The organism is Pseudomonas sp. GW821-FHT12A04 (assembly GCF_058807755.1).
The window spans coordinates 18,236-42,310 of sequence record NZ_JBXAQZ010000022.1; the positions used below are offsets into that span (position 1 = coordinate 18,236).

The window sequence follows — 24,075 nt, forward strand, 5'->3', positions numbered from 1 at the left end:
AAACGCGTTGCTTTCAGGTTCTTCGCGAGCAAGCTCGCTCCTACAGGGTTTATGTACACCGCAAATACTTCACAAGGACCTGCATGTCGTTCATCCAAGCCAACCTGATCCACATTCTTGCCGCCGTCTGGTTCGTTATCTGCTGGGGCGGGTACACCCGCTATGCCACATGGAAAGGCCGTGACACCGCGTGCCTGGCCAGTGTGCTGCACCTGTATCGTGAAGACTGGATGCGCCGCATGCTGCTGCGCGACAACCGCATCGCCGATGCCAGCGTGATCGGCAATCTGGAGCGCAATGCGTCGTTCTTCGCCTCCAGTACATTGATTATCCTGGCCGGTATTCTCACGGTATTGGGGGCTTCGGAACGGGCGGTATCCTTGCTGGCGGATATTCCAATGGTGCAACAGGCGTCCCAGGGCATGTCGGAAATCAAGTTGCTGTGCCTGGCGCTGGTGTTTGTCTATGCGTTCTTCACGTTCAGCTGGTGCATGCGCCAGTACAACTTTGCGGCGGTACTGGTGGGTTCGGCGCCGATGGTCGGTGAGCGCCATGTATCGGAGCAAGAGCGCAAAGCATTCGCTTCACGCGCCGCCCGCGTCATCTCCATGGCCGCCAACCAGTTCAACTTCGGGCTGCGTTCCTACTACTTCGGCATGACCATGCTGGCCTGGTTTGTCAGCCCGTGGCTGTTCATGTCGATGAGTGCCGGCGTCGTGTTTGTGTTGTACCGCCGCGAGTTTCATTCCGACGTTCTTGACGTGATGGTCTATACCCCTACAGAGGCGCCGTTGCCGGAGGCAATTAAAGAGGCAGCTTGATGAGTATTCCATTCTGGTGCGTGTTTATCAGTGCGGTGTTGATTTATCTGGCGCGAATGCCCGTGACCAGGGCCATGAAAGAGCAGGGTGGTTACGATAACCACCTGCCGCGCCAACAGCAGATGCAACTCACAGGTCTGGGAGCCCGGGCGCTGGCGGCGCATCAGAACAGTTTCGAAGCGTTCATATTGTTCGCGGTGGGTGTGCTGATGGCGCATACCACGCAGACGGCGGGCTGGCTGATCGACTGCCTGGCGATCATATTCGTGATCACGCGGGTTATTTACCTGGTGTGTTACTGGAAGGATCTTGCCTGGCAGCGCAGTTTGGTTTGGCTGGTGGGATTGATCTGTTCGCTGTTGTTGATGATTAGTCCGACTTTTCGAACGATTTTGCTCTAACCATTTTTTTCAAGGCAAAAGAAAACCCGCACTTGGCGGGTTTTCTTTTGCCACTCTAAAAACCGTATTAGTTCTTAGGTGCTTCTGGAGCGGCCGGAGCGGCTGGAGCGGCCTCTTTTGCCGCTTCTGCGTTCGATTCGGCCTGAGCTTTGGCAGCTTCGGCGTTTTCTTTCGCCGCGTCGTTCACTTTATCCTGAGCTTTGTTCATGTCCTGCTGAGCTTGCTCGGCATGTTTGGTCGCATCTTGAGCTTTGTCCTCGGATTTTTTATCGCAGGCAGCGAGACCGAGGGAAGCGGTCAACATCAAGGCAATAGCTAAAGTCTTACGCATGGGGTGTTTCTCCTGATGAAAAGCATCTACTGGCATTAAGAGCCCACGCATCAGGGTTAAGTTCCTTAATTTTTTCAGATATATAAGTTTGTTCTAGTGTGGAACTTTTACCCGGACCGCCACCGCACTGTACAGACATAAACAAGAGTTTTTATCAAATGACTGAAAACCCCGTTTTTGAGCGTGCAAAGCGCTTTCTGTCGGCGCTGCGACATTGCCAAGTACTTGGACTAAGCGTTCACAGCGCCAGCAACGAAGGGCTGACGATTGTGCTGCCGTACAGCCCGCAGATCGTCGGCAATCCCGAAACCGGCGTGATTCATGGCGGAGCGCTGACTTCGCTGATGGACACCGCCTGTGGCATGGCGACCCTCTGCGTGCTCCCGGAATTCGAAGTCTGCCCGACCCTGGACCTGCGCATCGACTACATGCACGCCGCCGAACCACATAAGGATGTCTACGGCTTTGCCCAGTGCTATCGGGTCACCACCGACGTGATTTTTGCCCGTGGCTTCGCCTATCAGGATGACCCCGGGCAACCCATTGCCCATGTGATGGGCACTTTCATGCGCATGGGAAAGAACATCAAAGGCACCAAGGGCTTTGGTGGCGCGGTTGCCGGAGGTGCGCAATGAGCGAGTCGCTGAAAGAGCAATTGCAAAAGGCCCATGAGCAGGGCGATTACGCCTCGTTGCTGGATTTGATTCCCTATGCCCGGCTGATCGGCGTCGAATGTTCCCGGGTGGGAGATGAGTTGTTGTTCAAGCTGCCAGCGAACCAGGACAACATCGGTAACCCCTTGTTGCCGGCGATTCATGGCGGTGTGATCGCCGGTTTCATGGAATTGGCCGCGGCGCTGCACCTGTTGGTGTTTACCGGAACGCCCGGGGTGCCGAAGATCATCGACTTCTCCCTGGATTACCTGCGAGCCGGACAGTTTCGCGATACCTGGGCCCGATGCCAGGTTTGGCGCCAGGGTCGCCGGGTCGCCAATGTGGCGATTACCGCCTGGCAAAGCACCGAAGCCGAGCCCATTGCCACGGCTCGTGCACATTTCAAACTCGAAGAGCCCTTGAAATCCTGAACTCAGCCCCAAACTCTGAGGACAACCCGCCGTCGATCCTCAAGGTCGCGGCTTATGCCATCTGATTGGAGTTTGATGACCATGAGTGTGGAAACTCAAAAGGAAACCCTGGGCTTCCAGACCGAGGTGAAGCAGCTGCTGCATCTCATGATCCATTCGCTGTATTCCAACAAGGAAATTTTCCTTCGCGAATTGATCTCGAACGCCTCTGACGCTGTCGACAAGTTACGTTTCGAAGCCCTGGCCAAGCCAGAGCTGCTGGAAGGTGGCGCCGAACTGAAAATCCGCGTGAGCTTCGACAAGGACGCTAAAACCGTCACCCTCGAAGACAACGGTATTGGCATGAGCCGCGAAGACGCGATCACCCACCTGGGTACCATCGCCAAGTCCGGCACTGCCGATTTCATGAAGCACCTGACCGGCGACCAGAAGAAAGACTCGCACCTGATCGGCCAGTTTGGCGTTGGTTTCTACTCCGCCTTCATCGTCGCCGACAAAGTCGATGTGTTCAGCCGTCGCGCCGGCAGCCCGGCCAGCGAAGGCGTGCATTGGTCGTCCAAAGGCGAAGGCGATTTCGAAGTCGCAACCGTCGACAAGGCTGAGCGCGGCACTCGCATCGTCCTGCACCTGAAGTCCGGTGAGGACGAGTTCGCCGATGGCTGGCGTCTGCGCAACATCATCAAGAAGTACTCCGATCACATCGCCTTGCCGATCGAGCTGCCGAAAGAAGTGGCCGCTGCCGAAGGTGAAGAGCAGCCGGCCGTTGAGTGGGAAACCGTCAACCGCGCCAGCGCCCTGTGGACCCGTCCGCGTACCGAGATCAAGGACGAGGAATACCAGGAGTTCTACAAGCACATCGCTCACGATTTCGAAAATCCGCTGAGCTGGAGCCACAACAAGGTCGAAGGCAAGCTCGAATACAGCTCATTGCTGTACGTGCCGACCCGTGCGCCGTTCGACCTGTACCAGCGTGAGGCGCCGAAAGGCCTGAAGCTGTACGTGCAGCGCGTGTTCGTCATGGATCAGGCCGAGTCCTTCCTGCCGCTGTACCTGCGCTTCATCAAGGGCGTGGTCGACTCCAACGACCTGTCGCTGAACGTGTCGCGGGAAATCCTGCAGAAAGACCCGATCATCGACTCGATGAAGTCGGCGCTGACCAAGCGCGTCCTGGACATGCTGGAAAAACTGGCGAAGAACGAGCCTGAGCAATACAAGGGCTTCTGGAAAAACTTCGGTCAGGTCATGAAAGAGGGCCCGGCAGAAGATTTCGCCAACAAGGAGAAAATCGCCGGCCTGCTGCGTTTCGCATCGACCCACGGCGATGATGGCGAGCAGGTTGTCGGCCTGGCCGAGTACCTGGCGCGCGCCAAGGAAGGTCAGGACAAGATCTACTACCTGACCGGCGAAACCTACGCCCAGGTCAAGAGCAGCCCGCACCTGGAAGTCTTCCGCAAGAAAGGCATCGAAGTGCTGCTGCTGACCGACCGTATCGACGAGTGGCTGATGAGCTACCTCAGCGACTTCGACGGCAAGAGCTTTGTCGACGTAGCGCGCGGTGACCTGGACCTGGGCAACCTGGACTCGGAAGAGGACAAGAAGGCAGCGGAAGAAGTCGCCAAGGCCAAAGAAGGTCTGGTCGAGCGTCTGAAAACCGCATTGGGCGAGTCCGTTGCTGAAGTGCGGGTTTCCCATCGCCTGACCGACTCCCCGGCAATCCTGGCCATCGGTGAGCAGGACCTGGGCTTGCAGATGCGCCAGATCCTGGAAGCCAGCGGTCAGAAGGTTCCGGATTCGAAGCCGATCTTCGAATTCAACCCGGCTCACCCGCTGATCGAGAAGCTCGACAACGAGCAGAGCGACGAGCGCTTCGGCGACCTGTCGCACATCCTCTTCGATCAGGCGGCCCTGGCGGCCGGCGACAGCTTGAAAGACCCGGCGGCCTATGTGCGCCGTCTGAACAAGCTGTTGGTCGAGCTATCGGCCTGACGGTGTTGTAGAAAAACCCGCTTCGGCGGGTTTTTTCATTTCGGTGCTAAAACATCAGGAGTCAGAAATGAGCCAAATCACTGTACGTTCCGTTGCCTATCAGATTGACGGCCAGGCTTACGAAAGCCGTCTGGCCTTCGATGCCGACCATAAAGGCCCGCGCCCGGGCTTGTTGATGGCGCCGAACTGGATGGGCGTCAGCGCCGGTGCCGAGGAGATCGCCAAGTCGGTGGCATCCAAGGGTTATGTGGTACTGATCGCAGACCTTTACGGTCAATCGGTTCGACCGACGAACAATGACGAGGCCGGCGCGGCCATGATGCCGTTGAAGAATGACCGCCCATTGCTGCGCAAGCGCATGCAGGTGGCGTTCGAGCAGCTACAAAGCCAGGGTGAAGTGGCTGTCGATACTTCGAAACTGGCCACTTTCGGTTTCTGCTTCGGCGGTTGCTGTGCCCTGGAGTTTGCCCGTACCGGCGCGCCGGTGAAGGCCGCGGTGTCGTTCCACGGCACGCTGGACACACCGAATCCGGCTGATGCGAAAAACATCAAGGGTAAGGTCCTGGTGCTGCATGGCGCATCCGATCCATTGGTGCCGAAGGAGCAGTTGCCGGCGTTCGAAGACGAAATGAACGCGGCGGGTGTGGATTGGCAGTTGCTGAGCTACGGCGGTGCGTTCCACTCGTTCACCGACCCGCACGCCAATGTGCCGGGCATGATGATGTATGACGCCAAGGTGGCTGCCCGGGCGTTCACGTCGATGCATAACTTGCTGGATGAAGTGTTCAAGGGCTGATAGCTGTTTTCAGCCTGGATTGGCCGGTGTCTTCGCCGGCCCCATCGCGAGCAAGCTCGCTCCCACAGGGGAATGGTGTCGTACACAATTCTTGCGGCCGACACGGTCAACTGTGGGAGCGAGCTTGCTCGCGATGGCGGCATAACTGGCGCTGAAGTTTTCAGGGCAATTCGAACCTCTCACTCCCACAGGGGAAATGTGTCGTACACAATTCTTGCGGCCGGCACGGTCAACTGTGGGAGCGAGCTTGCTCGCGATGGCGGCATAACGGGTGCTGAAAGTTTCAGGGCAGTTCGATCCTCTCAACTTCCCCGGGCACCGTCGGCCAATCCCCGGCCGCCCAACGCCGGCGTGCTTCATCAATCGCCGCCGGATCGCTCGCGACAAAATTCCAGTTGATCCGCCGTGGCCCGTCCAGCGGAGCACCGCCGAACAACACGGCGTGACTGTCGCTTTCGGCAAACAGTGTCATCTCTTCCCCCGCAGGCAGTACCACCAGCGAGTACGGCTCTATTGGCTCGCCATCGAGTTGCACTTCGCCGCTCAACACATACAGCGCGCGTTCTTCATGCTCGGTGGGAATCAGCAATGTCGTCGCCGTTTGCAGGTGCAGTTCCGCGTACAGCGTAGGAGAAAGCACTGGCACTGGCGATTCCAGGCAAAAGCCTGACCCGGCAATCATGCGAATCTTCACCCCCAGGTTTTCGCTGACCGGCAATGTGGACGCAGGATGGTGGCTGTAATGTCCCGGACCTTGTTCTTTATCCTTGGGTGAAGCCAGCCAGATCTGCAAGCCGTGCATCGTGAAGCCGCTTTCCTTCAGGGCCTCGGGCGTGCGTTCGACGTGGGCGATGGCGCTGCCGGCCGTCATCCAGCTGACGTCGCCAGTCCCGACCACTTGATCGGAACCAAGGCTGTCCTTGTGCTGGATCTGCCCCTGGAACAAGTAGGTGAGGGTGGATAGGCCAATGTGTGGATGCTGGCGAATGTTCATGCCTTTGCCCGGTGGATAACGGGTTTCCAGCATGTGGTCGAAAAACACGAATGGCCCGACGCTGCGGCACTTGGCCGATGGCAGCGGGCGGAGAATCGGCTGGCCCTCGACATCTTCGGTGCGGGGGCGGATCACGAGCGGAGTGTTCATGGTGCGTTCCAGGCTGAGCGGGTAATGCGTTCGAGCATAACCCGCTTGGGCAGCCCTTGCCGCTATTGGCTGAACGCGCCTTCGGACAAATGCGTTTCGATGCTGACTTCAGACGTGGTCATCAGCTTGTGGATCGGGCAGCGATCGGCCACACGGTGCAGTTCATCGCGCTGGGCGTCGGTGAGTACGCCCTTGAGGGTCAGTTTGACGTGCAGCGCGTACTGGCCTTTCTGTTCCAGGCTGTTGTCGCGCTTGACCTCAACGCCGACACCGGTCAGCGGGATGTCTTTCTTCCTGGCATACAGCTTCAGGGTCAGGGCTTTGCAGGCACCCAGCGCGGCATCGAAATAATCGTGTGGCTCCGGCGCCGAACCCTCTCCGCCAGCCGTGGCGGGCGCGTCGGCGAAGAGTTCGTGGTCATCGATCTGGACGCTGTGGCGCAAACCTTCGGCAGAAACGGTATTGACGGTAACAGTCATGGCAAACCTCGCAGGCGACAGGAAAACTCATTCGATCAAAAAATGACCTTGAGGGTATAGAGCCATCGCGTTTGTCGGGTGTTCCAATCTGTAGGAGCGAGCTTGCTCGCGATGATCTCACTGGCACTGTGTGTATCCGCCAGGGCGAGTCATCGTTAAAGTCCATCGCGAGCAAGCTCGCTCCTACTGGTCTCGATCCGGATCAGCTGCCTTTGACTGGCTTGCCGTTGACCGTGCCGTCCAGGAGCATGATGTTGTATTCCTTGCCGTCGGTTTCGACCTGTTGCAGGCGGACCAGCAGGTAGTCCCAATCCTTGGCGAACCACAGCACGGTGATGCGCTTGCTTTGCGTCGGATCGCGTACGCGCTCGACCTTGATCGCATCGATCTGGCCAGCCTTGGTGTCGACTTTTTCCGAGCCCAGCACACGGAAGTCATAGGTGTCGACTTCGCCATCATCGACAACCTGATAGCTCATGCTCTTTTTGCCGGCAGCCACGTCATGTTGCAGCGCCAGTTGATAGGTGGATTTGTCGACCATGCCGCGGTTCAGCGGAATATCGACCGCGTCACCACGATCGGTGCCGGTGACCTTTTTCGCGGCCCAGTCGAAATCCAGGTCGGCCTTCTTGGCTTTGCCCAGGCCGCCACGCTCGAAGTGGTAGGACTGGGGCAGCAAGGTGTCCTTGTCCACGGTCAGGGTGCTTTCTTCGGACAGGCTGGCGATCATCATCGAAGCCTTGAAGCTGAGTTTCCAGACGCCGTTCGCTTCCTTGGTCAGGCTGCGTTCGGCAGTGCCACTCATGGGCAGCTGTTTCCAGTCGGCGGTGTAGCTGGCGGAGAAAGGTTGAAGGTCTGCCGCCTGGGCGAAGGGCAAGGCGAGCAGAGCGCAAGCGAAGAGCAGGGCGCGACGCATAAAATCTCCTAGTTTCGAATCAAGTGGCCGCTGGCCGCGAGTAACTGTCCATCCAGTAAAGCACCTTGCTCGCCGAGGGCTAGACGACCTTCGGCAAACCAGCGTACGGCCATCGGGTAGATCAGGTGTTCCTGAACATGGACCCGCTGCGCCAGACTCTGCGGCGAATCCTGTAACTCTACCGGTATTACAGCTTGTACGACCAGTGGTCCGCCATCGAGTTCCTCGGTGACGAAGTGCACGGAGCAGCCGTGCTCGGTGTCGCCAGCCTCCAGCGCGCGCTCATGGGTGTGTAACCCTTTGTATTTGGGTAGCAGCGAGGGATGGATATTGAGCAGGCGACCCTGATAGTGGCGTACGAAACCAGCGCTGAGAATGCGCATGAATCCGGCGAGTACCACGAGTTTGGGATTGAAGGCGTCGATCAGTTCGATCAGCGCGGCGTCGAAGGCCTCGCGACCTTCGAAAGCCTTGTGATCCAGGGCGCGGGTGTCGATACCCGCGTCCCCGGCGCGTTGCAGGCCGTAGGCGTCGGCGCGGTTGGAAATCACCGCAGCGATGCGGACCGGGCTGTCGCCGGTCCGCGTGCTGTCGATCAGGGCCTGCAAGTTACTGCCGGTGCCGGACAACAGCACCACGACATCACAGGTCTTAGGCATCAGTGAGCCTTGAGGTTCTTCAGTTCAACCTGAGCTGCGCCTTCGGCAGCGGTGGAGATCTGGCCGATGACCCAAGGCTGCTCGCCCGCTTCGCGCAGAACGTTCAGGGCGGTTTCAACGTGCTCCTGAGCCACGCAGATGACCATGCCTACGCCGCAGTTCAGCACGCGGTGCATTTCGTTCTCGTCAACGTTGCCTTTCTCTTGCAGCCAGTCGAACACTGCCGGGCGGTTCCAGCTTGCCACGTCAACCACGGCTTGAGCGCCTTTTGGCAGAACGCGCGGGATGTTGTCCAGCAGACCGCCGCCAGTGATGTGGGCCATGGCTTTGACAGCGCCGGTTTCCTTGATCAGCTTGAGCAGCGGCTTCACGTAGATACGGGTCGGGGCCATCAGCAGGTCGGTCAGCGGCTTGCCGTCGAGCTGGATGTTCTCGATGTCGGCGCCGGATACTTCGATGATCTTGCGGATCAGCGAGTAGCCGTTGGAGTGCGGGCCGGAAGACGGCAGGGCGAGCAGGGCATCGCCGGCAGCAACCTTGGAACCGTCGATGATTTCGGATTTTTCCACGACGCCGACGCAGAAACCGGCCAGGTCGTAGTCTTCACCTTCGTACATGCCCGGCATTTCAGCGGTTTCGCCGCCAACCAGCGAGCAGCCCGACAGTTCGCAGCCTGCGCCGATGCCGGTCACAACCTGGGCAGCGGTGTCGACGTTCAGTTTGCCGGTAGCGTAGTAGTCCAGGAAGAACAGCGGCTCGGCGCCGCACACCACCAGGTCGTTGACGCACATGGCAACCAGGTCGATGCCGATGCTGTCGTGCTTGTTCAGATTCAGTGCCAGGCGCAGCTTGGTGCCGACGCCGTCAGTACCGGAAACCAGCACAGGCTGCTTGTAGCCGGCCGGGATTTCGCAGAGGGCGCCGAAACCGCCCAGGCCGCCCATGACTTCCGGGCGCGCAGTGCGCTTGGCGACGCTCTTGATGCGTTCGACCAATGCTTCACCGGCGTCGATGTCTACACCGGCGTCCTTGTAGCTCAGGGAGGGTTGCTTGCTCATGATCCAGGCCTTTAGGGGGGGATTTCTGGGTAACGACCGAGTCCATCGGGACCGCCGAAACAGGCGAAGGCGAGGGCCATGCACGAATTTCAGGGTGCCCGGCTGTTGCCGGTCTGCGAAGGCGCGCGATTTTATCAGGCTTGAGCCGCAGCGGCCATCCTCAGGCCGACAGCAGGGCCATATCCGTTCAAAAAAACCGTTAATGCGCGGTGTCGGTGGCATCCTGCATGGCTGTATAAGGTATCGCATTAACCGTCTATCGTTATGACAGTGCGAAAACTTACCCGGAACGTGTGAATGTTTTGCGTCGGGCAACGGTCACAGTCTTGCTCGATCGTCTTCATGCGGTCTGTTCCAGCCGCTCTTGTCGTCAGGAATCCTCCATGCGTTTCTGTAAATTCTTGCTTGTGAGTTGTTTGTCAGTGGTCAGCCTGGTCAGTCAAGCCGAAACCGTCAAAGGCCTTTACCTGGTGCGCGAGCCGGTGAATGGCCAGTCGCCCGAGGAGCGCGACCAGGCGACTCAGCGTGCGTTGGACACATTGGTACTGCGCCTGACCGGCGACCCCAAAGCCGCTCAAAGTCCGGGGTTGGCAGCGATTCGCAAAGACCCGCAACAGATCATCAGCCAATACGGCTTTGAGGCCGGGCCCCCGGAAGTCCTGAAGGTCGATTTCGATCCGGGTACCACCGAGCAGGCCTTGCGCCGCGCCGGCCTGGCCATGTGGGGGGCTAATCGGCCGTCGATCCTCGGCTGGTGGTTGAATGATTCCACCGAGGGTTCGAGCCTGGTGGGCGACGGCCAGGCCAGCGCGGCGCCGCTGCGTCGGGCTGCCCAGCATCGGGGCTTGCCATTGCGCTTGCCATTGGCGGACCTGAACGAACAGATCGTCGCAACCGCGCCGAATCTGGAGGGCGCAGATCCCGCACCTTTGCATGCGGCATCGGAACGCTACAATGCCGACGCCCTGCTTGCGGTACACGCCAGGGAAGAGGGCGGGCAATGGCAAGCCAAGTGGCAATTGTGGCTGGGGGATAAAAAAGAGGCCGGCAGTGTGCAGGGCGCCGATCAGGCCGCCGTGGCCGATGCGGTGATGCTGGCCGTCAACGAGCGCCTGGCGCCGCGGTTTGTCGCCAGGCCGGGTGCTTCGAGCGAGCAATTGCTGGAAGTGCAAGGCATGAATCTTGAGCGCTACGCGTCGCTCGGACGATTGCTGGAACCGTTTGGCGGGCGTGTGCGCAGTGTCGACGGTGACCGGATTCTTTATCGGGTCAATGGCAGCGTCGATCAGTTGCGTGCGCAACTGTCGCTGGCCAGACTGCAGGAGGCGCCAGCGGGGCAGGCCCCGGTCCCGGCCCCGGTAGCGCCCGTTCAGCCAACCACCGGCAGCCCGGTGCCAGCCGCCGCACCGGCCCCGATCCCGCAGCTACGTTTTCGCTGGTAGTTTTTCTTTCTTTATATAGAAGCAATGGAGTGGTTCATGGCCGATACGCGGCGTTGGTTCTGGCTCGGCGGGGTGGTCCTGCTGTGTGTGTTTGTCTGGTTGTTGCATCCGATCCTGACGCCGTTCCTGGTGGCGCTGCTGCTGGCCTACCTGTTCGACCCGCTGGTGGATCGGCTGGAGAAGGCAGGCTTGTCCAGAACCTGGGGTGTCGTGGCGGTGTTTACCCTGTTTACATTGATCTTCACCGCGCTGCTGTTGGTGTTGGTGCCCTTGCTCGCCAGGCAGTTGTTTCGTTTGTATGAGCTGGCCCCGCAAATGCTCGACTGGCTGCAGCACACGGCGTTGCCCTGGGCGCAATCGAAGTTCGGCCTGTCGGACGGTTTCTGGAAGTTCGACAAGCTCAAGGCCGCCATCAGCGAGCATATGAGTCAGACCACTGATGTTGTCGGTGTGGTGTTGAGTCATGCCACGGCCTCGGGACTGGCGTTGATCGGCTGGCTGGCGAACCTGGTGTTGATTCCGGTGGTGAGCTTCTACCTGTTGCGGGATTGGGACCTGATGATGGCCAAGGTCCGCAGCCTGCTGCCCCGTGATCGTGAAGCGCGCGCGGTGTCGCTGGCGGGTGAATGCCATGAAGTGCTCGGAGCGTTCGTGCGCGGACAGTTGCTGGTGATGGTGGCCTTGGGTGTGATCTACGCAGCAGGCCTGATGCTGGTCGGGTTGGAACTGGGTCTGCTGATTGGCCTGATTGCCGGTCTGGCGGCGATCGTGCCGTACATGGGGTTTATCATCGGCATTGGCGCGGCGCTGCTTGCGGGGCTGTTCCAGTTCGGTGGTGATCTTTATCCAATGCTCGGCATTGTCGCGGTGTTCATGGTCGGCCAGGCGCTGGAGGGTATGGTGCTGACGCCGTTGCTGGTCGGTGACCGGATTGGTCTGCACCCGGTGGCGGTGATTTTCTCGATCCTGGCCGGTGGTGAGCTGTTTGGTTTTACCGGTGTGCTGCTGGCATTGCCGGTCGCCGCGGTGATCATGGTGCTGGTGCGTCATGTGCATGATTTGTATAAGGATTCTGATATCTACGGGAGGGCCGACGAGCCGCAGGTGTAAGGGCCGTCGATAGCTGATGGCGGGCTGCCCGGGTTCGTACCGGATCAGCCTGCTGGCGTCGCCCGGCTGTCACATGCACCGCCAAAGAATCTGTCACAAAACCAATGCATTAACGCAAACCTTTGATTTTGCTTGTGGTCTGTCGCATTGTGCGGTCCGCTTCACGGGTATAAACTTCGCAAACTTTACACAGAGGCCACTAACGGTTCCTTTGGAACTGTTCAGTCAGCATGAAACCGATTCAGCTGCCCCTAGGTGTGCGTCTGCGTGACGACGCCACCTTTATCAACTACTACCCAGGCGCCAATGCCGCTGCACTCGGCTATGTCGAGCGGCTGTGCGAAGCCGACGCCGGCTGGACCGAAAGCCTGATCTACCTTTGGGGCAAGGACGGGGTAGGGCGTACGCACCTGTTGCAGGCCGCCTGCCTGCGCTTCGAGCAATTGGGCGAGCCGGCGGTGTATCTGCCGTTGGCCGAGCTGCTCGATCGCGGCATTGAAATCCTCGACAACCTCGAACAGTACGAGCTGGTCTGCCTGGATGATTTGCAGGTGGTTGCCGGACGAGCGGATTGGGAGGAGGCGCTGTTTCATCTGTTCAATCGCTTGCGCGACAGCGGTCGGCGCTTGCTGATTGCCGCGTCGACATCCCCTCGGGAGTTGCCGGTGAAGCTGGCGGATCTCAAATCCCGCCTGACCCTGGCCTTGATCTTCCAGATGCGTCCGCTGTCCGATGAGGACAAACTGCGTGCCCTGCAATTGCGCGCATCCCGTCGCGGTCTGCATCTGACCGATGAAGTCGGGCATTTCATTCTGACTCGCGGTACCCGCAGCATGAGTGCGCTGTTCGAGTTGCTCGAGCGCCTCGACCAGGCCTCCCTCCAGGCTCAGCGCAAGCTGACAATCCCGTTTTTGAAAGAAACCCTCGGCTGGTAAACCCGCTGAAACCGGGGTGTTTAGCCGTTTCGGCATATTTCAGGCGCCAGAAATCCCGCTTTCCTGCAAGGTTGCAGGCCGCGTGTGTGTTTAAAATGGGCTTAAGCGCTTAGATGTAAACGAGAAACGGATAAGTCACAAAAAGATCGATTGAATTTGCAAATGAGGTTGATAGCGGGCATAGTCTCGGCTTCTTTACAACTTTCAGCCACGGTCGTGCCCATGCTAAATCGCTTCGCACCCCTCGTGCCTCTCGCACTCGTTACCCTGTTGTTCGGTTGCGCTGCCCACACTCCAGTGGCCCAGCAGGCTCCGCAACAGCAGGTTCAAAACTCGGCTACCGCCCAGTCTTCCGCTCTCTTCCAGGAAGAACTGGCTACCGAAAAAGAACTCGCAGACTTCGCTGGCGGCAAGTCCTACCAGCTTCCGGTCCTGGCCGACAGCATCCTCGAACGTGGCATGTCCCTGATCGGTACCCGCTACCGTTTCGGCGGTACTTCTGAAGCCGGCTTCGATTGCAGTGGTTTCATCGGTTACCTGTTCCGCGAAGAAGCGGGCATGAACCTGCCGCGCTCCACCCGCGAAATGATCAACGTGGACGCTCCGCTGGTCTCGCGCAGCAAGCTTGAACCGGGCGACCTGCTGTTCTTCGCAACCAACGGTCGTCGTGGTCGCGTCAGTCACGCCGGGATCTACCTGGGTGACAACCAGTTCATCCACTCCAGCAGCCGCCGCAGCGGCGGTGTGCGCATCGATAGCCTGGGCGACAGCTACTGGAGCAAGACCTTCATCGAAGCCAAGCGCGCCCTGGCAATGGCACCTAACGCGTCGCCAATCGTCACTGCACGCAAATAAGCGGACAATTTGTAAGGCGAACTTAAAGTCTTACTTGAAGTTTGTCGTGTAGCCGCTAGAATCTTGATCTACAAATGATGGCAAACCGCCTGCGTCCCACGCAGGCGGTTTTCTTTTCTGCGCTCCCCGCAGAAAAAGCCGCAGCCAGATCAGGATGTTCTGCTTATGACGACGTCGGCCCGCCTCGCAATCATGTTCTTCGCAGCGCTGCTCAGTGCCTGCGCCAGCCGCACACCGCCTCCTGCGCCGGTGGTTCGCGCTCCCATCGTATTTGGTTCCTCACAGGCTTTTTCGCCCGAAGCGGAAGACGTGCTGTTTCGCGCGCTCGGTCTGGTCGGCACGCCTTATCGCTGGGGTGGCAATACGCCAGATTCCGGATTTGATTGCAGCGGCCTGATCGCTTATGTGTACCGCGATGTCGCCGGTATTGCCTTGCCGCGTACCACGCGCGAGATGATCTCCATGCAAGCGGCGAATGTGGGCAAGGACGGCTTGCAGACCGGCGACCTGCTTTTCTTTGCCACCAATGGCGGTTCCCAGGTCAGTCATGCTGGCATCTATGTGGGAGAGGGGCGTTTCGTCCATGCGCCGGCCACCGGCGGCACTGTGAAGCTCGACAGTCTGTCCAAGGCCTATTGGCAAAAAGCTTACCTGAGCGCCAAGCGTGTTCTGCAGCCTGAACATTTGGCGCGCAATCCGTAACCTCCGGAGCTGGTGGTCATGACTGCTCGCACGCTCAATCTCGACGACGCCCTGTACCAATATCTGCTTGATGTTTCCCTGCGCGAAACGCCTCTGCTCAAGCGCTTGCGCGATGAGACCCAGGCGCTGCCGATGGCACGCTGGCAGGTGGCGCCTGAGCAGGGGCAGTTTCTTGCTTTGCTGGTGAAACTGACGGGGGCCAGGCGTTTGCTCGAAGTCGGCACCTTTACCGGTTACAGCGCACTGTGCATGGCGGCGGCATTGCCCGCTGAGGGTTCGCTGATTTGCTGTGATATCCCCGGCGACTACAACGCCACGGCCCTGCGTTACTGGCAGGAAGCCGGGCTGGCCGGACGCATCGATCTGCGTCTGGCACCTGCGCTGGAAACCCTCGGCAAGCTGGACCAGCCAGGCCAGTTCGATCTGATTTTCATCGATGCCGACAAGGCCAACTACCCGGCTTATCTGGAGCACGCCCTGCGATTGCTGCGGGTCGGCGGGCTGGCGGTGTTCGATAACACGCTATGGAGCGGGCGCGTGCTCGAGACCAGTCCCGAGAGCGCGGACACCCGGGCGATCCAGGCGCTCAACCGGGCGTTGAAGGACGATGCGCGGGTGGATCTGTCGTTGTTGCCGTTGGGGGATGGGTTGACTCTCTGCCGCAAACGCTGAGCTGGAAATCCTGTGGGAGCGAGCTTGCTCCGGGCGGCGTTCCGACGATGGCGGTAGGTCAGTCAACATCGATGTTGAATGTGCCGGCCTCATCGCGAGCAAGCTCGCTCCCACAGGGTTCTGAGTTCATCCGGGATGGTGTTATCTGGCAGCCGACACCCGCCACACCTTGTTCCCCACATCATCGGCCACCAACAGGTCACCCTGTCGGTCGATCACCACGCCCACCGGGCGGCCCATGGCTTCTTCCTTGCCATTGAGAAACCCGCTGAGCACATCAACCGGATTCCCGACCGGCTTGCCGGCGCGGAAGGGCACGAAAATCACTTTGTAGCCGCTGTGCGGCCTGCGGTTCCAGGAGCCGTGCTGCCCGATGAATGCCCCTTGGGTGAAGGGCGGCGGCAGTTTGCTGTTTTCAGCGAAGGTCAGGCCCAGTGATGCCGTGTGCGGGCCGACGGCGTAGTCCGGGGCGATAGCCTTGGCCACCAGGTCCGGGTTTTGCGGCTCGACGCGAATATCGACATGCTGGCCGAAGTAACTGTACGGCCAGCCATAGAATGCGCCGTCTTTCACCGAGGTGATGTAGTCGGGTACCAGGTCGCTGCCGATTTCATCCCGTTCGTTGACCGCGGTCCACAGCGCGCCACTGTGCGGTTCCCAGGCCATACCGTTGGGGTTGCGCAGGCCGGACGCGAAGATCCGCTGCTGGCCGGTGGCGCGATCCACTTCCCAGATCGCCGCACGACCTTCTTCCTTGTCCATGCCGTGTTCCGCAACGTTGCTGTTGGAACCCACGGTGACGTACAGCTTGCTGCCGTCCTTGCTGGCGATGACGTTTTTGGTCCAGTGGTGATTCAGCAGGCCGCCCGGCAGGTCGACCACTTTCGCCGGCGGTGACTTGATCTGCGTATCGCCACTTTCATAGTGAAAGCGCAGCAGGCGATCAGTGTCGGCCACATACAGGTCATTGCCGACCAGGGTCATGCCGAAGGGCGAGTTGAGGTTTTGCAGAAACACCGTGCGGGTTTCCGCGACCCCATCGTGGTCCTTGTCGCGCAGCAAGGTGATGCGGTTGGCGCTGGGCACCCTGGCTCCGGCACGCCCCATGAATTTCTTCATGATCCAGCCGCGAATGCCTTTGCCGTCTTCGGGTTTGGGGGGTGCATTGGTTTCCGCGACCAGCACATCGCCATTGGGCAGTACATAAAGCCAGCGTGGGTGATCCAGGTCTTCGGCAAAAGCGGCCACTTGGGTGCCATTGGCGGCGATGGGCTTCGCACCCTGCGGCCAGCCGATGGCCGGGGCGATGTTCACGGTCGGGATCAGGGTTTTGTCGGGTTCTGGCAGTTGAGGCGAAGGACCCGTGCCGTCGGAGACTTGCAGGCGGGCGGTCCCGCCACAAGCAGCGAGCCCTCCGCAGAACGCGATAACGAGAACGAGCGGGGGCGTGCGCATGCGGGTCTTCCCTATGAGTGCCTTGTTCTAATCATAGAGGCGCGTTGTCGTCCGATGGTTCAACCCTTAGCCACGTGCTTCCTTGAACAGCACTGCAATGCCGGGGTGATAGTTGCCGGCTTCGTTGCGCAACTTGCGGTAGGCATAGGGGAAATACCAGGCGACAGCGCAGCTGAGTTCTTTTTGCAGGTCATCGACCATGTCCTGGAGCTCTTCCGGTGTGGCGCCCTGCTGGGCTTTTTGCGGGGCGACGAACAGGCAGCCGAGTTTCAGGTCGCTGGCGTGGCTCAGGCGCTTGGCATCGCTGGCGATGTCGAGCAGGGCCTGGGTCAGGTTGAGGCTGTTGACCCGTGGCCAGCGCTGGCTGGTCTGGATGTAGGCGCGGGTTTCGGGTGAAGCCAGGAGCAGGTCGGCGCGGCTGTTGCGTTCGCCTTCTTCGGTCTGCTTGCGGGTGGGCGTCTGTTGCAGCGTGACCATCTCGGCCATCCAGGCGGCGGCAGACAGCAGTCCGAGATTGGCCTTCTCGTCGTGCCAGTACGGTGTGTCGCCATCACCGCGGACGGCGTTGTAACGGTCGATGCATTCGAACCAGCGTTCGAGCACCGGGCGCAGGAATTCCAGCTTTGGATTGCTGATGATCATGCCTTGCATGGGCTCACCCTTGTTGTTGTGTTGTGAGTTTGTGGCTCTTTGATATCACCGCTGGGAGCGTGGCACAAGATTGACGTCAGTTTATTGATTGATGGCAGTTATTCGGTCGATGGCCTCCCGGCTTTAATTGACGCTCCACCCCCAACCCTCTAACCTTCGCGGCTTGTTTCAGGTGCTCTGTGGCTTGGGTCGACAGAGTGAAACAGGGAAGCCGGTGAGTGAGTCCTTCTGTTGGTCGAAGGCCCGCAATTCCGGCGCTGCCCCCGCAACGGTAAATGAGTGAAAACTGTGTGTGATGCCACTGTGTCGATTTGATGCGGGAAGGCGCACGGTCTGGCCCCGCGGCCACTCATGAGCCCGGAGACCGGCCTGATTCATCCAGCGGCATCACGGTGGGCGATGCCAGGCTTGTTGCCTTCTATTCTTGTGCCCGCCCGCCGTTATTCCTGCCTAAACGGAGAGCTCCCCCATGACTGATACCCCCGATCGTGACGAACGCCACCTGGCGCGCATGCAGCGCAAAAAAGCCGTGATCGACGAGCGCATCGCCAATTCCCCGAACGAGTGTGGCCTGCTGCTGGTGCTGACCGGCAACGGCAAGGGCAAGAGCAGTTCGGCCTTCGGCATGCTTGCCCGCGCCATGGGGCACGGCATGCAATGCGGCGTGGTGCAGTTCATCAAGGGCCGCAACAGTACGGGGGAGGAGTTGTTCTTCCGGCGCTTTCCCGAGCAGGTGCGTTTTCATGTGATGGGCGAAGGCTTTACCTGGGAAACCCAGGACCGCCAGCGCGACATCGCCGCCGCCGAAGCCGCCTGGGCGGTGTCGCAGCAACTGCTGCGCGATCCATCCATCGGTCTGGTGGTGCTCGATGAGCTGAACATCGCCCTCAAGCACGGCTACCTCGATCTCGATCAGGTGCTCAGCGACTTGCAGGCCCGACCGCCGATGCAACACGTGGTGGTCACCGGTCGTGCCGCCAAGCCGGAGATGATCGAGATGGCTGACACCGTCACCGAAATGGGCGTGATCAAGCACGCCTTTCAAGCCGGGATCAAAGCGCAGAAAGGCGTCGAATTGTGAGTCAGCCTCGGCACTGTCCGGCGGTACTGATTGCCGCGCCGGCCTCTGGCCAGGGCAAGACCACCGTCACCGCGGCACTGGCCCGATTGCATCGCAATCAGGGGCGCAAGGTCCGAGTGTTCAAGTGCGGGCCCGACTTTCTCGATCCGATGATCCTCGAGCGCGCCAGCGGTGCGCCAGTGTATCAGCTGGACATGTGGATGGTCGGCGAGCAGGAGAGTCGCCGGTTGCTGTGGGAAGCCGCCGCTGAAGCCGACCTGATCCTGATCGAAGGCGTCATGGGGTTGTTCGACGGTACGCCGTCGAGCGCCGATTTGGCGCGGCATTTCGGTGTGCCGGTGCTGGGGGTGATCGATGGCACCGCCATGGCCCAGACCTTTGGCGCATTGGCCCTGGGGCTGGCGCGTTATCAGCCGGACTTGCCATTCGCCGGCGTGCTGGCCAATCGTGTCGGCACGCTGCGCCACGCGCAACTGCTTGAAGGCAGCCTGACTGAAGGTTTGCGCTGGTACGGCGCGCTGTCCCGGGAAACCGGGATCGAACTGCCGAGCCGGCACCTGGGGCTGGTGCAGGCCAGTGAGTTGAACGATCTCGACCTGCGCCTCGACGCGGCAGCCGATGCCCTGGCCAGCAGTTGCGAGGTCGCGCTGCCACCGGCAGTCGAATTCGCCGCCCCTGATGTCATCGCGGCCGAACCGCTGCTGGCCGGTGTACGCATTGCCGTCGCCCGCGATGAAGCCTTTGCGTTCACCTATGGCGCGAGCCTGGATCTGCTGCGGGCGATGGGCGCCGAGTTGTCATTCTTCTCGCCGATCCGCGACCGTGCGTTGCCGCAGGCGGACAGCCTGTATCTGCCGGGCGGCTACCCGGAACTGCATCATGTTGCGCTGGCGCAAAACACCGCGATGCTCGATGCGATCCGCGCCCACCACCAGGCAGGCAAACCGTTGCTCGCCGAGTGTGGCGGCATGCTGTATCTGCTCGACTCCCTGACCGATGTCGAAGGCACTCGCGCCGAACTGGTTGGCTTGCTGGCCGGTGATGCAGTCATGCAAAAGCGCCTCGCAGCGCTGGCTTTGCAAGCGGTGGAACTGCCGGAAGGCTCGCTGCGCGGGCACACCTACCACCATTCGCTGACCACCACTGAACTGGCGCCGATTGCCCGTGGCTTGAGCCCTAACGGCGGGCGCGGAGCGGAGGCGGTCTACCGTGAGGGGCGGATGACTGCCTCTTACGTGCACTTTTATTTTCCGTCGAACCCCTCGGCGATTGCCGCGCTGTTTGCGCCTGACCTTGAAGCCGCCTTCGCGAGCAAGCCCGCTCCCACAGGGGATTGCGTTTCAAATGTGGGAGCGGGCTTGCTCGCGAAGAGGCCATGAGCGACAACGCATTCTCCGAAGACGAGCGCGCGGCGGTGTACCGCGCCATCGCCGAACGCCGCGACATGCGCCACTTCAGCGGCGGCACCGTCGAGCCCGAATTGCTCCGTCGTCTGCTCGAAGCCGCGCATCAGGCCCCCAGTGTCGGCCTGATGCAGCCCTGGCGCTTCATTCGCATCAGCGATCGCGCCTTGCGCGGGCAAATCCAGGCCCTGGTAGAAGAAGAACGCATCCGCACCGCCGAAGCCCTTGGCGAGCGCAGCGATGAGTTCATGAAGCTCAAGGTGGAAGGCATCAACGATTGCGCCGAGCTGCTGGTCGCCGCACTGATGGACGACCGCGAGCAGCATATCTTCGGCCGCCGCACCTTGCCGGAAATGGACATGGCTTCGTTGTCCTGCGCGATCCAGAACCTGTGGCTGGCGTCCCGTGCCGAAGGGCTGGGCATGGGGTGGGTGTCGCTGTTCGAACCACAGGCACTGGCGGACCTGTTGAGGTTGCCGCCGGGTGCCAAGCCGTTGGCCGTGCTGTGCCTGGGGCCGGTCAAAGAGTTCTATCCGGCGCCGATGCTGGTGCTCGAAGGCTGGGCGCAGGCGCGTCCGCTACATGAATTGCTGTATGAAAATTATTGGGGAGTGAGTCAATGAGTGTGGCGTTGTTGAGTGTCGCCGCGGTTGCGCTGGATGCGCTGCTGGGTGAACCCAAACGCTGGCATCCGCTGGTGGCGTTCGGCCGTTTTGCCGAGCGCATCGAGCAACGTTTCAACGGCGGCGGTCGCGGCTGGCGCAGCCATGGCGTCACCGCGTGGGTGATTGCCGTGTTGCCACTGACGCTACTGGCCACGGCATTCTCCTGGGCGCCTTATGTCGGCTGGATCGTCGAGATTCTCGCGCTCTATTGCGCCCTCGGCATGCGCAGCCTCGGTGAGCACGTCACGCCTGTGGCCAAGGCCCTGCGCAGTAATGACCTGGAAGCGGCGCGCACGCGGGTGGGCTATCTGGTCAGTCGCCAGACCAGCGAACTGGATGAAACCGAAGTCGCCCGTGCCGCTACCGAGTCGGTGCTGGAAAACGGCAGCGATGCGGTGTTCGCAGCGTTGTTCTGGTTTGCCGTGGCGGGCGCGCCGGGCGTGGTGCTCTACCGCCTGAGCAATACGCTGGATGCGATGTGGGGTTATCGCAATGAGCGCTTCGAACGGTTCGGCTGGGCGGCGGCGAAGGTCGATGATGTGCTCAATTACATTCCTGCGCGCCTGGTGGCACTGACATACGCGCTGCTGGGCAAAACCCGGCTGGCATTGAAATGCTGGCGCACCCAGGCCCCGACCTGGGATAGCCCGAACGCCGGCCCGGTGATGGCGGCAGGGGCGGGTGCCCTTGGTGTCGAATTGGGTGGGGCGGCGATTTATCACGGCGAACTGCATCAGCGTCCACAGTTGGGCGAAGGTGTGCCGGCGGATGCCGACTCGATTGACCGGGGCTGGCAATTGGTCCAGCGCGGGGTATGGTTATGGCTGCTGATTCTCTGCCTGGGGGCCGAATTTTATGCTTGAGCACGGTGGGCGACTGCGCAAGGCGGCGCTCGAATACGGCATAGATGAAGCCGACTGGCTGGACCTGTCCACCGGCCTTGCTCCCTGGCCGTTTCCGGTGCCGGATATTCCGCTGCGGGCCTGGGCCCGTTTGCCGGAGACGGACGACGGTCTGGAGCAGGCCGCCTGTGATTACTACGGCACCTTGCAGGCATTGCCGGTGGCCGGCTCGCAAATGGCGATTCAACTGCTGCCGCGATTGCGTCGGGCGGGCAAGGTCGGCGTACTGTCGCCGTGTTATGCCGAGCACGCCGAAGCGTGGCGTCGCAACGGCTACATCGTGCGTGAAGTGCTGGAGCAGGAAGTCGACTTCTTTATCGACAGTTTCGACGTGCTGGTGGTGGTCAATCCGAATAACCCCACGGGCCTGAGCCTCACCCCCAGTCGGCTGCTCGACTGGCACACGCGACTGGCGCAGCGCGGTGGCTGGCTGGTGGTGGACGAAGCGTTCATGGATAACACGCCGCAACTGAGCCTGGCGCCGTTTGCCCATCAAGTCGGATTGATCGTCTTGCGTTCCTTTGGCAAATTTTTCGGCCTGGCCGGTGTGCGCCTGGGGTTTGTGCTGGCCGAGCGCAAGTTGCTCAAGTTGCTGGCAGAACAAGTGGGGCCGTGGGCCGTGAGCGGGGCAACCCGGGTAGTGGGCCAGGCCTGTCTGCGCGATACCGAGGGACAAACGCGGCAACGGGTACGCACCGAAGAGGCCAGCGAGCGCCTTGCGTCGTTGCTGGAACAGCACGGCTTCGAGCCCCAGGGCGGTTGTGCGCTGTTCCAGTGGCTGATCACCGAGCGCGCCGAAGAGCTGCATGAATTCATGGCCCGGCGCGGCATTCTCCTGCGGTTGTTCACGCACAACAGCAGCCTGCGATTCGGCTTGCCCGGTGACGAAATCGCCTGGGTACGACTGGCGCTGGCGTTCGACGATTTCGCCAAGGAAAACCAATGACCACGCTGATGGTGCAAGGCACCACATCGGATGCCGGTAAAAGCACGCTGGTAACCGCGTTGTGCCGCTGGGTCACGCGTCAGGGCGTCAGGGTGGTGCCGTTCAAGCCACAGAACATGGCCCTCAACAGTGCGGTGACCGCCGACGGTGGCGAGATCGGCCGCGCCCAGGCGGTACAGGCCCAGGCCGCGAACCTCGAACCGCACACCGACATGAACCCGGTGTTGCTCAAGCCCAACAGTGACACCGGTGCCCAGGTGATCATCCATGGCCGCGCTGTCACGACCATGAATGCGGTCGCCTATCACGACTACAAAACCATCGCCATGCAAGCGGTGCTGGCCTCCCACGAGCGCTTGAACGCGGCGTATCCGCTGGTGATGGTCGAGGGTGCGGGCTCGCCGGCGGAAATCAATCTGCGGGCCGGGGACATCGCCAACATGGGCTTCGCCGAAGCGGTGGATTGCCCGGTGCTGCTGATCGCCGATATCAATCGCGGCGGGGTTTTTGCCCATCTGGTAGGCACTCTCGAACTGTTGTCGCCGAGTGAGCAGGCGCGGGTCAAAGGCTTCATCATCAATCGTTTTCGTGGCGATATCGCGTTGCTGCAACCCGGTCTCGACTGGCTTGAAGAGCGCACCGGCAAACCGGTGATCGGCGTGCTGCCCTACGTGATGGATCTGCACCTGGAGGCCGAGGACGGCATCGATCAACGCCAGACCGATAAAGCCGAACAGGTGCTCAAGGTGGTGGTGCCGGTGCTGCCGCGCATCAGCAATCACACCGATTTCGATCCGCTGCGCCTGCATCCGCAAGTGGACCTGCAATTCATCGGCCCCGGCCAGGCGATTCCGCCCGCCGACCTGATTATCCTTCCCGGCTCGAAAAGTGTGCGCAGCGACCTCGCGTACCTGCGGGCCAACGGCTGGGACACCGCCATCGCCCGGCATCTGCGTTACGGCGGGAAACTGCTGGGGATCTGTGGCGGCCTGCAGATGCTCGGTGAGCAGGTGCATGACCCGCTGGGCCTCGAAGGTGCGCCGGGTTCCAGTGCCGGTTTGGGGCTGCTGGCGTTCCAGACCCAGCTCGAACAAGAGAAGCAGTTGCGCAATGTGCGTGGTCGCCTGGCGCTGGAAGATGCGCCGGTGGCGGGCTATGAAATTCATGCCGGCGTGACCACCGGATCGGCCCTGGAACATGCCGCCGTGCATCTGGATGACGGCCGCTGTGATGGCGCGCAAAGTGCTGACGGGCAGATTTTCGGCACCTACCTGCACGGGCTGTTCGAATCGCCGGCGGCGTGCAGTGCTCTGCTGCGCTGGGCCGGGTTGCAGGATGTGCAGGCCGTGGATTACCACGCCTTGCGCGAGCGTGATATCGAGCGGCTGGCGGATCTGGTGGAGAAGCATCTGGATACTTCTCTGCTGCGTCAGCTCTGTGGGTTCTGAGGTGGCTGTTGCGGCCCCATCGCGAGCAAGCTCGCTCCCACAGGTTACGAGGTGTAATCAAAATGTATGTTCAGCCTGGATCAATTGTGGGAGCGAGCTTGCTCGCGATGAGGGCCGTCGCCTCCCCGAAGAT

The 24,075-nt window shown here is 60.7% G+C and carries 26 protein-coding genes and 1 riboswitch; of the genes, 18 read left to right on the forward strand and 8 right to left on the reverse strand.

Features of this window, described 5'->3' with window-relative positions:
• Nucleotides 1-83: 83 nt before the first annotated feature.
• Together AC1RS8_RS26795 and AC1RS8_RS26800 are read left to right on the forward strand one after the other, a co-directional pair.
• Nucleotides 84-821, forward strand: coding sequence for a DUF599 domain-containing protein (locus AC1RS8_RS26795; RefSeq protein WP_150814889.1), 738 nt, complete (start codon nt 84-86; stop codon nt 819-821).
• A complete protein-coding gene (locus tag AC1RS8_RS26800; RefSeq protein WP_150814888.1) occupies nt 821-1,222 on the forward strand; it encodes an MAPEG family protein in 402 nt (133 codons plus the stop codon). Before AC1RS8_RS26795 ends, AC1RS8_RS26800 begins: the two co-directional genes overlap by 1 nt.
• A 67-nt stretch (nt 1,223-1,289) precedes the next feature.
• On the opposite strand, the gene AC1RS8_RS26805 is transcribed toward AC1RS8_RS26800, so the two are convergent.
• A complete protein-coding gene (locus AC1RS8_RS26805) occupies nt 1,290-1,553 on the reverse strand; it encodes a hypothetical protein (protein ID WP_090457778.1) in 264 nt (87 codons plus the stop codon).
• Nucleotides 1,554-1,711: 158 nt separating this feature from the next.
• On the opposite strand from AC1RS8_RS26805, the gene AC1RS8_RS26810 reads away from it, so the two are divergent.
• The 4 genes from AC1RS8_RS26810 to AC1RS8_RS26825 all read left to right on the forward strand — a co-directional run bounded on the left by AC1RS8_RS26810 (nt 1,712) and on the right by AC1RS8_RS26825 (nt 5,419).
• Entirely contained in the window at nt 1,712-2,188 is a 477-nt protein-coding gene (locus AC1RS8_RS26810) for a PaaI family thioesterase (RefSeq protein ID WP_057715822.1), read from the forward strand.
• Nucleotides 2,185-2,637, forward strand: coding sequence for a PaaI family thioesterase (locus AC1RS8_RS26815; protein WP_090453899.1), 453 nt, complete (start codon nt 2,185-2,187; stop codon nt 2,635-2,637). Before AC1RS8_RS26810 ends, AC1RS8_RS26815 begins: the two co-directional genes overlap by 4 nt.
• An 81-nt stretch (nt 2,638-2,718) precedes the next feature.
• Entirely contained in the window at nt 2,719-4,623 is a 1,905-nt protein-coding gene (gene htpG / locus AC1RS8_RS26820) for a molecular chaperone HtpG (protein ID WP_489340033.1), read from the forward strand.
• A gap of 67 nt (nt 4,624-4,690) precedes the next feature.
• The gene (locus AC1RS8_RS26825) at nt 4,691-5,419 is read left to right on the forward strand and encodes a dienelactone hydrolase family protein (RefSeq protein WP_489340034.1); all 729 of its coding nucleotides are present in this window, start codon (nt 4,691-4,693) and stop codon (nt 5,417-5,419) included.
• 283 nt (nt 5,420-5,702) lie between these two features.
• Here the strand turns inward: AC1RS8_RS26825 and AC1RS8_RS26830 are convergent, their stop codons facing one another.
• The 5 genes from AC1RS8_RS26830 to purM all read right to left on the reverse strand — a co-directional run bounded on the left by AC1RS8_RS26830 (nt 5,703) and on the right by purM (nt 9,675).
• Nucleotides 5,703-6,563, reverse strand: a complete 861-nt coding sequence (locus tag AC1RS8_RS26830) for a pirin family protein (protein WP_057715819.1) — start codon at nt 6,561-6,563, stop codon at nt 5,703-5,705.
• A 62-nt stretch (nt 6,564-6,625) separates the two neighbouring features.
• The gene (locus AC1RS8_RS26835; RefSeq protein ID WP_057715818.1) at nt 6,626-7,042 is read right to left on the reverse strand and encodes an OsmC family protein; all 417 of its coding nucleotides are present in this window, start codon (nt 7,040-7,042) and stop codon (nt 6,626-6,628) included.
• A gap of 202 nt (nt 7,043-7,244) precedes the next feature.
• Nucleotides 7,245-7,958: a DUF3108 domain-containing protein gene (locus AC1RS8_RS26840; protein WP_057715817.1), complete on the reverse strand. Its 714-nt coding sequence runs from the start codon at nt 7,956-7,958 to the stop codon at nt 7,245-7,247.
• 8 nt (nt 7,959-7,966) lie between these two features.
• Nucleotides 7,967-8,617 carry a phosphoribosylglycinamide formyltransferase gene (gene purN / locus AC1RS8_RS26845; protein ID WP_489340035.1) on the reverse strand — a complete coding sequence of 217 codons (651 nt, stop codon included), beginning with the start codon at nt 8,615-8,617 and terminating at the stop codon, nt 7,967-7,969.
• Complete coding sequence (gene purM / locus AC1RS8_RS26850) at nt 8,617-9,675, reverse strand: phosphoribosylformylglycinamidine cyclo-ligase (protein WP_057716649.1); 1,059 nt, start codon at nt 9,673-9,675, stop codon at nt 8,617-8,619. The genes purN and purM overlap by 1 nt, the downstream gene beginning before the upstream one ends.
• Before the next feature lie 383 nt (nt 9,676-10,058).
• On the opposite strand from purM, the gene AC1RS8_RS26855 reads away from it, so the two are divergent.
• From AC1RS8_RS26855 to AC1RS8_RS26880, 6 genes are all read left to right on the forward strand, one after another.
• On the forward strand, nt 10,059-11,117 hold the full coding sequence (locus tag AC1RS8_RS26855) for a DUF2066 domain-containing protein (RefSeq protein WP_057715815.1): 1,059 nt from the start codon (nt 10,059-10,061) through the stop codon (nt 11,115-11,117).
• 36 nt (nt 11,118-11,153) lie between these two features.
• Nucleotides 11,154-12,227 carry an AI-2E family transporter gene (locus AC1RS8_RS26860; RefSeq protein ID WP_090453906.1) on the forward strand — a complete coding sequence of 358 codons (1,074 nt, stop codon included), beginning with the start codon at nt 11,154-11,156 and terminating at the stop codon, nt 12,225-12,227.
• A 230-nt stretch (nt 12,228-12,457) separates the two neighbouring features.
• Nucleotides 12,458-13,162 (forward strand): DnaA regulatory inactivator Hda, encoded by a 705-nt coding sequence (gene hda, locus AC1RS8_RS26865; protein WP_007984552.1) that lies wholly within the window; start codon nt 12,458-12,460, stop codon nt 13,160-13,162.
• A gap of 222 nt (nt 13,163-13,384) precedes the next feature.
• Nucleotides 13,385-14,017: a C40 family peptidase gene (locus AC1RS8_RS26870; RefSeq protein ID WP_057715813.1), complete on the forward strand. Its 633-nt coding sequence runs from the start codon at nt 13,385-13,387 to the stop codon at nt 14,015-14,017.
• A gap of 165 nt (nt 14,018-14,182) precedes the next feature.
• Nucleotides 14,183-14,719 (forward strand): C40 family peptidase, encoded by a 537-nt coding sequence (locus tag AC1RS8_RS26875; protein WP_057715812.1) that lies wholly within the window; start codon nt 14,183-14,185, stop codon nt 14,717-14,719.
• 18 nt (nt 14,720-14,737) lie between these two features.
• Entirely contained in the window at nt 14,738-15,391 is a 654-nt protein-coding gene (locus AC1RS8_RS26880) for an O-methyltransferase (RefSeq protein ID WP_489340036.1), read from the forward strand.
• Nucleotides 15,392-15,532: 141 nt separating this feature from the next.
• On the opposite strand, the gene AC1RS8_RS26885 is transcribed toward AC1RS8_RS26880, so the two are convergent.
• Both AC1RS8_RS26885 and AC1RS8_RS26890 read right to left on the reverse strand, forming a co-directional pair.
• Nucleotides 15,533-16,846, reverse strand: coding sequence for a PQQ-dependent sugar dehydrogenase (locus AC1RS8_RS26885; protein ID WP_489340037.1), 1,314 nt, complete (start codon nt 16,844-16,846; stop codon nt 15,533-15,535).
• A gap of 66 nt (nt 16,847-16,912) precedes the next feature.
• The gene (locus AC1RS8_RS26890) at nt 16,913-17,497 is read right to left on the reverse strand and encodes a hypothetical protein (RefSeq protein WP_489340038.1); all 585 of its coding nucleotides are present in this window, start codon (nt 17,495-17,497) and stop codon (nt 16,913-16,915) included.
• 153 nt (nt 17,498-17,650) lie between these two features.
• Nucleotides 17,651-17,884: riboswitch (cobalamin riboswitch) on the forward strand.
• A gap of 82 nt (nt 17,885-17,966) precedes the next feature.
• On the opposite strand from AC1RS8_RS26890, the gene cobO reads away from it, so the two are divergent.
• From cobO to AC1RS8_RS26920, 6 genes are read left to right on the forward strand one after another with little or no spacing between them, the layout of a single operon-like run.
• Complete coding sequence (gene cobO / locus AC1RS8_RS26895; protein ID WP_057715808.1) at nt 17,967-18,578, forward strand: cob(I)yrinic acid a,c-diamide adenosyltransferase; 612 nt, start codon at nt 17,967-17,969, stop codon at nt 18,576-18,578.
• The gene (locus AC1RS8_RS26900; protein WP_489340039.1) at nt 18,575-19,957 is read left to right on the forward strand and encodes a cobyrinic acid a,c-diamide synthase CobB; all 1,383 of its coding nucleotides are present in this window, start codon (nt 18,575-18,577) and stop codon (nt 19,955-19,957) included. Before cobO ends, AC1RS8_RS26900 begins: the two co-directional genes overlap by 4 nt.
• Nucleotides 19,954-20,604 (forward strand): 5,6-dimethylbenzimidazole synthase, encoded by a 651-nt coding sequence (gene bluB, locus AC1RS8_RS26905; RefSeq protein WP_489340040.1) that lies wholly within the window; start codon nt 19,954-19,956, stop codon nt 20,602-20,604. Before AC1RS8_RS26900 ends, bluB begins: the two co-directional genes overlap by 4 nt.
• On the forward strand, nt 20,601-21,509 hold the full coding sequence (gene cbiB, locus AC1RS8_RS26910) for an adenosylcobinamide-phosphate synthase CbiB (RefSeq protein ID WP_154909977.1): 909 nt from the start codon (nt 20,601-20,603) through the stop codon (nt 21,507-21,509). The genes bluB and cbiB overlap by 4 nt, the downstream gene beginning before the upstream one ends.
• Nucleotides 21,502-22,494, forward strand: a complete 993-nt coding sequence (cobD, locus tag AC1RS8_RS26915) for a threonine-phosphate decarboxylase CobD (protein ID WP_057715804.1) — start codon at nt 21,502-21,504, stop codon at nt 22,492-22,494. Before cbiB ends, cobD begins: the two co-directional genes overlap by 8 nt.
• On the forward strand, nt 22,491-23,942 hold the full coding sequence (locus AC1RS8_RS26920; protein WP_489340041.1) for a cobyric acid synthase: 1,452 nt from the start codon (nt 22,491-22,493) through the stop codon (nt 23,940-23,942). The genes cobD and AC1RS8_RS26920 overlap by 4 nt, the downstream gene beginning before the upstream one ends.
• The last annotated feature ends 133 nt before the right edge of the window (nt 23,943-24,075 follow it).

Excerpts from the sequence above, each read along its gene's own strand:
- AC1RS8_RS26815 (WP_090453899.1), top strand. The coding sequence starts at position 2,185 with ATGAGCGAGTCGCTGAAAGAGCAATTGCAAAAGGCCCATGAGCAGGGC.
- purN (WP_489340035.1), bottom strand. The coding sequence starts at position 8,617 with ATGCCTAAGACCTGTGATGTCGTGGTGCTGTTGTCCGGCACCGGCAGT.
- AC1RS8_RS26830 (WP_057715819.1), bottom strand. The coding sequence starts at position 6,563 with ATGAACACTCCGCTCGTGATCCGCCCCCGCACCGAAGATGTCGAGGGC.
- AC1RS8_RS26920 (WP_489340041.1), top strand. The coding sequence starts at position 22,491 with ATGACCACGCTGATGGTGCAAGGCACCACATCGGATGCCGGTAAAAGC.
- AC1RS8_RS26805 (WP_090457778.1), bottom strand. The coding sequence starts at position 1,553 with ATGCGTAAGACTTTAGCTATTGCCTTGATGTTGACCGCTTCCCTCGGT.
- cobO (WP_057715808.1), top strand. The coding sequence starts at position 17,967 with ATGACTGATACCCCCGATCGTGACGAACGCCACCTGGCGCGCATGCAG.
- AC1RS8_RS26855 (WP_057715815.1), top strand. The coding sequence starts at position 10,059 with ATGCGTTTCTGTAAATTCTTGCTTGTGAGTTGTTTGTCAGTGGTCAGC.
- purM (WP_057716649.1), bottom strand. The coding sequence starts at position 9,675 with ATGAGCAAGCAACCCTCCCTGAGCTACAAGGACGCCGGTGTAGACATC.
- AC1RS8_RS26835 (WP_057715818.1), bottom strand. The coding sequence starts at position 7,042 with ATGACTGTTACCGTCAATACCGTTTCTGCCGAAGGTTTGCGCCACAGC.
- AC1RS8_RS26880 (WP_489340036.1), top strand. The coding sequence starts at position 14,738 with ATGACTGCTCGCACGCTCAATCTCGACGACGCCCTGTACCAATATCTG.
- hda (WP_007984552.1), top strand. The coding sequence starts at position 12,458 with ATGAAACCGATTCAGCTGCCCCTAGGTGTGCGTCTGCGTGACGACGCC.
- AC1RS8_RS26810 (WP_057715822.1), top strand. The coding sequence starts at position 1,712 with ATGACTGAAAACCCCGTTTTTGAGCGTGCAAAGCGCTTTCTGTCGGCG.
- bluB (WP_489340040.1), top strand. The coding sequence starts at position 19,954 with ATGAGCGACAACGCATTCTCCGAAGACGAGCGCGCGGCGGTGTACCGC.
- htpG (WP_489340033.1), top strand. The coding sequence starts at position 2,719 with ATGAGTGTGGAAACTCAAAAGGAAACCCTGGGCTTCCAGACCGAGGTG.
- AC1RS8_RS26860 (WP_090453906.1), top strand. The coding sequence starts at position 11,154 with ATGGCCGATACGCGGCGTTGGTTCTGGCTCGGCGGGGTGGTCCTGCTG.
- AC1RS8_RS26825 (WP_489340034.1), top strand. The coding sequence starts at position 4,691 with ATGAGCCAAATCACTGTACGTTCCGTTGCCTATCAGATTGACGGCCAG.
- AC1RS8_RS26840 (WP_057715817.1), bottom strand. The coding sequence starts at position 7,958 with ATGCGTCGCGCCCTGCTCTTCGCTTGCGCTCTGCTCGCCTTGCCCTTC.
- cbiB (WP_154909977.1), top strand. The coding sequence starts at position 20,601 with ATGAGTGTGGCGTTGTTGAGTGTCGCCGCGGTTGCGCTGGATGCGCTG.
- cobD (WP_057715804.1), top strand. The coding sequence starts at position 21,502 with ATGCTTGAGCACGGTGGGCGACTGCGCAAGGCGGCGCTCGAATACGGC.
- AC1RS8_RS26890 (WP_489340038.1), bottom strand. The coding sequence starts at position 17,497 with ATGCAAGGCATGATCATCAGCAATCCAAAGCTGGAATTCCTGCGCCCG.
- AC1RS8_RS26870 (WP_057715813.1), top strand. The coding sequence starts at position 13,385 with ATGCTAAATCGCTTCGCACCCCTCGTGCCTCTCGCACTCGTTACCCTG.
- AC1RS8_RS26885 (WP_489340037.1), bottom strand. The coding sequence starts at position 16,846 with ATGCGCACGCCCCCGCTCGTTCTCGTTATCGCGTTCTGCGGAGGGCTC.
- AC1RS8_RS26800 (WP_150814888.1), top strand. The coding sequence starts at position 821 with ATGAGTATTCCATTCTGGTGCGTGTTTATCAGTGCGGTGTTGATTTAT.
- AC1RS8_RS26875 (WP_057715812.1), top strand. The coding sequence starts at position 14,183 with ATGACGACGTCGGCCCGCCTCGCAATCATGTTCTTCGCAGCGCTGCTC.
- AC1RS8_RS26795 (WP_150814889.1), top strand. The coding sequence starts at position 84 with ATGTCGTTCATCCAAGCCAACCTGATCCACATTCTTGCCGCCGTCTGG.